3 protein-coding genes and 1 pseudogene are annotated in these 3,668 nt (G+C 72.1%); 1 reads left to right on the top strand and 3 read right to left on the bottom strand.

The window, feature by feature from the left end; genetic code table 11:
* Positions 1-346: 346 nt before the first annotated feature.
* Positions 347-1,213 (bottom strand): alpha/beta fold hydrolase, encoded by an 867-nt coding sequence (locus ACRDP3_RS27895; RefSeq protein WP_431519798.1) that lies wholly within the window; start codon positions 1,211-1,213, stop codon positions 347-349.
* Between the two features lie 497 nt (positions 1,214-1,710).
* A complete protein-coding gene (locus ACRDP3_RS27890; protein WP_431519797.1) occupies positions 1,711-2,406 on the bottom strand; it encodes a metal-dependent transcriptional regulator in 696 nt (231 codons plus the stop codon).
* A gap of 196 nt (positions 2,407-2,602) precedes the next feature.
* Here ACRDP3_RS27890 and ACRDP3_RS27885 point away from each other — a divergent pair, with 196 nt between their 5' ends.
* Positions 2,603-3,355, top strand: coding sequence for an SIS domain-containing protein (locus tag ACRDP3_RS27885; RefSeq protein WP_431519796.1), 753 nt, complete (start codon positions 2,603-2,605; stop codon positions 3,353-3,355).
* 39 nt (positions 3,356-3,394) lie between these two features.
* Here the strand turns inward: ACRDP3_RS27885 and ACRDP3_RS27880 are convergent.
* Positions 3,395-3,668 (bottom strand): annotated as a pseudogene (locus ACRDP3_RS27880) (hypothetical protein); the annotation flags it as partial.

The raw sequence follows: 3,668 nt of genomic DNA, 5'->3' as shown, positions 1-3,668 counted from the left end.
GGCTACCGGAATCGTCGGGTCACGCTACCGGGTGGCTCGGACGCGCGACCACGCCCCTGATGGGGTGACACCAACCCTTCACCTCAGAAATCGGGCAGTGCGGAAGATATCACTCCTTACGCCGCTCGCCGCAGCTCCCGTCGTGCGTTGAACTCGCGGACGGCCGGCTGGTTCGAGAACGGCCCCGGCCGCAGGTGGAAGTCGGCCGGGTAGCCGGTACGGCGCCTCGAAGGCACCTTGGCAGGCGGTTCGGCCGCCTTCACGCCCGCATGACAGGCGTGTTCAACCACACACGGCTGCGGCTGCGCCGTCGCGAGCAGGAACAGTCGAGGCCCCGCCCGCCCCTTCACGCTCCCGGCAGCGCCGCCTGGAGAAAGTTCTCGACGACCCGGCGCCAGTCCGCCGGCCGGTCGAGGTGGACGAGGTGACCTGCCTCCGGCACCTCCGCGTACATGCCGCGGGGCAGCACACGGACCATCTCCTGGGCCTCGGCGCGGCCGAGTTCGCCGTCGATGCCACGGACGACGAGCGTGGGGCATCCCACCCTGGCCAGTTCGTCCCAGTGCGCGTCGTGCACCCATGCCTCGCGCACCGCCAGCATCTGCTGCCGGGAGAAGACCGGCCGCCAGCCGTCGTCCGCCTCCGCCATCACCTCGGCGAAGAACTCGCCGCGCGAATCCACGGGCCGCTCCAGGGACGGGTCTTCCTCGCCGAACCACCTGCGCACGTCCGCGAGCGTGGCGAAGGGCAGCGGCCACGACCCGAACCACTCCTCCCACTCCCGCTGCGACTGCTCGCCCTGCGCCGACGCCTTCATGTCACAGATGATCAGAGCGTGGACGAGGTCGGGGCGCTTGGCGGCGAGCTGCCAGGCGGTGAGGGCGCCCATGGAGTGGCCGACGAGCGCGAGCGGGGCCAGCCCGAGCTGTTCGATCGTGGCCTCGGCGTCCGCGACGAACGCCTCCCGGTCGAACGGACCGTCAGCCGGTTTGCCGCTGCGGCCGTGACCGCGCTGGTCGAGGCTGACGGCGCGGTAACGCCCGGTGAGCCAGCGGGCGGTGTCGGCCCAGTGGGCCGCGCGGCCCATCAGGCCGTGCAGCAGCAGCACACCGGGCGGGGAGCCCGGGTCGCGGCCCCCCTTGTCCTGGTCGGCGAACTCCCAGGCGGAGAGCGGGATTCCGTCCGGGCCCGTCACGTTGATCCGTCGTACCATGCGTTGTGGCACCCCCATTCCGGCTGGTCGCTCCGTCACGCTATCGAACTTCTATTCGAACGCACCGGTGTCCTGGAGAAACCCCCTCTTTTGAGTGACCGCGCTCCAGGATTGATCGAACCCGCCACGGGGAGACAGCTACCGGGAGGAGGGCCGACCCTGAGAGCTCGGGGCTCCGGGTCGCTCCTGGGGGATGGGGGGAGGCGGGGCCCCGGCTGCCGACGGCACCGGGGCCCTCGTCGTCCGCCCAGCCGGCGCTGTCACCGGCCCCCGCCTCCGGAAGACGCTGCCGCTGCCACTGCCGACCGGTTCCCCCACTCGGCACGCTTCATCGTTCGACGGCTCCCCTCCGTCCGCATATGCGTCGCCACAGCCTCGCACGCCGTGGGCACAGACGCTTGCAGTCCGGCAAAAAACAGCCCGAAAATGCCCGCCGGGATGTCCGGCGGGCAATATCGGGCAAGCAGCCCCCGGCCGTTACGACGTGGCGCAGGCCGTCAGCGCCTGGCGACGAAGACGTGCGCCGCGATGTCCGAGTCCAGCTCGGCCGCCTCACCGCTGCTGCCGATCTGCACCCCGCCCGTCGCTCCCGCGTTCACACTCACCACCGCGCCCGGCTGCACACCCGCCCGCCGCAGCGTGTACATCAGCTGGGCGTCCATCTGGATGGGCTCGCCGATGCGGCGCACGACGACGGTCTTGCCGTCACCGTCGGTCTCCAGGTCGGTCAGGCTCACCATGGTGTCGTCCAGGAACGCCTCGGCCTCCGCCTGCTCGCCCAGCTCCTCGAGGCCCGGGATGGGGTTGCCGTACGGCGACTCCGTCGGATGCCGCAGCAGATCCAGGACGCGGCGCTCGACCGCCTCGCTCATCACGTGCTCCCAGCGGCACGCCTCCGCGTGCACCTGCTCCCACTCCAGGCCGATCACGTCGACCAGCAGGCACTCGGCCAGCCGGTGCTTGCGCATCACGCGCGTGGCCAGCCGTCGCCCCTCCTCGGTCAGCTCCAGGTGCCGGTCGCCGGCCACCCTGACCAGCCCGTCCCGCTCCATCCGCGCCACCGTCTGGCTCACCGTCGGGCCGCTCTGATCGAGCCGCTCGGCGATCCGGGCCCGCATGGGCACCGCGCCCTCCTCCTCCAGCTCGAGGATGGTGCGGAGATACATCTCCGTGGTGTCGATCAGTCCGGACATGCGTGCCCCTCATCAGTACGTGCGCTGGCCCTGCCCCAAGTCTGACGCATCGGACGGACAACCGTGCCGCCCCGGAGGTGATGCCGTCTTGACACGGCACTGGTCCAGACCTCACCGTGATCGCGGCGGTGACCGGGACGCCCGGGACGGGCGGCCCGTCCGCCTCCCGGCACACGACGCGAGGGGCTGGTGCGGGATGACCGAGAACACGCTGGCGGGCGACTTCTTCGACGCCGCGATAGCCCTGCTCCAGCAGGTCAGGGACGGCGAGCGGGAGAGCATCGCCGCCGCCGGGGCGCTGCTCGCCACGACCGTCGCGGACGGCGGCCGTGTCTTCGCCTTCGGAGCGGGCCACTCCTCCCTCCCGGCCCAGGACGTCGTCTACCGCGCGGGCGGCCTCGCCGTCATGAACCTGCTGCCGGTGCCGGGGGCCGTCGGCGTCGACGTCCGTCCCGCCACGCTCGGCAGCGCCCTGGAGCGCGTCGACGGCCTCGCGACCGCGGTCCTGCGCTCCAGCCCCGCGCGCGCCGGTGACCTCCTGTTCGTCGTCTCCCTCTCGGGCCGCAACGCCCTGCCGGTGGAGATGGCCATGAGCGCGCGCGCTCTCGGGCTCAGGGTCATCGGGGTGACGTCCGTCGCCTACACCGAGCACACGGAATCACGCCATTCGACCGGGACCTTCCTCAAGGACCACTGCGACATCGTGCTCGACAGCCGGATATCCGTGGGTGACGCGGAGTTGAGCGCCGAGGGCATCGCGGCGCCGTTCGCGCCCGCCTCGACCGTGGTGACCAGCGCGCTGATGCAGGCCGTGGTCGCCACCGCCGCGGGTGACCTCGCCGCCCGCGGCCTCGAACCGCCGATGCTCCGCTCCGGGAACGTCGACGGCGGCCACGAGTGGAACGCCGAGGTGATGACGCGGTACGCGGACAGGGTGTTCTACGGCTGACGGCCCGCCACCGGCCCACCGGCCCGCCGCCGCCCGCCGCTACCGCCGGCGGACGCTCCGGGCCAGGTCGACCGCCACGGCGATGCGGACCGCGATGTCCTCCGCGTACGCCGCGTCCGTACGGTCGAAGGAGCGGCGGCTGGAACCGCGCAGGAAGGTGACCACGCCGAGGGTGCGGCCACGGCTGCGCAGCACCGCGCACAGTCCGTGCATCGTGCCCTCCGGCCACTTGCGGGCCGTTGCCCAGCCTTCGATCACGCTGCCGCCTCCGGCTCCTTCGCCGCGGCCCTGCTCGCCTCTGTCCGGGAAGATC

This window comes from Streptomyces sp. (assembly GCF_050698815.1).
In the GTDB taxonomy this organism is placed as follows: Bacteria; Actinomycetota; Actinomycetes; order Streptomycetales; family Streptomycetaceae; genus Streptomyces.
Note: the sequence above shows the minus strand (reverse complement) of the source record. Positions and strands in the feature narration are given on the sequence as shown.

Excerpts from the sequence above, each read along its gene's own strand:
- ACRDP3_RS27890 (WP_431519797.1), bottom strand. The coding sequence starts at position 2,406 with ATGTCCGGACTGATCGACACCACGGAGATGTATCTCCGCACCATCCTC.
- ACRDP3_RS27895 (WP_431519798.1), bottom strand. The coding sequence starts at position 1,213 with ATGGTACGACGGATCAACGTGACGGGCCCGGACGGAATCCCGCTCTCC.
- ACRDP3_RS27885 (WP_431519796.1), top strand. The coding sequence starts at position 2,603 with ATGACCGAGAACACGCTGGCGGGCGACTTCTTCGACGCCGCGATAGCC.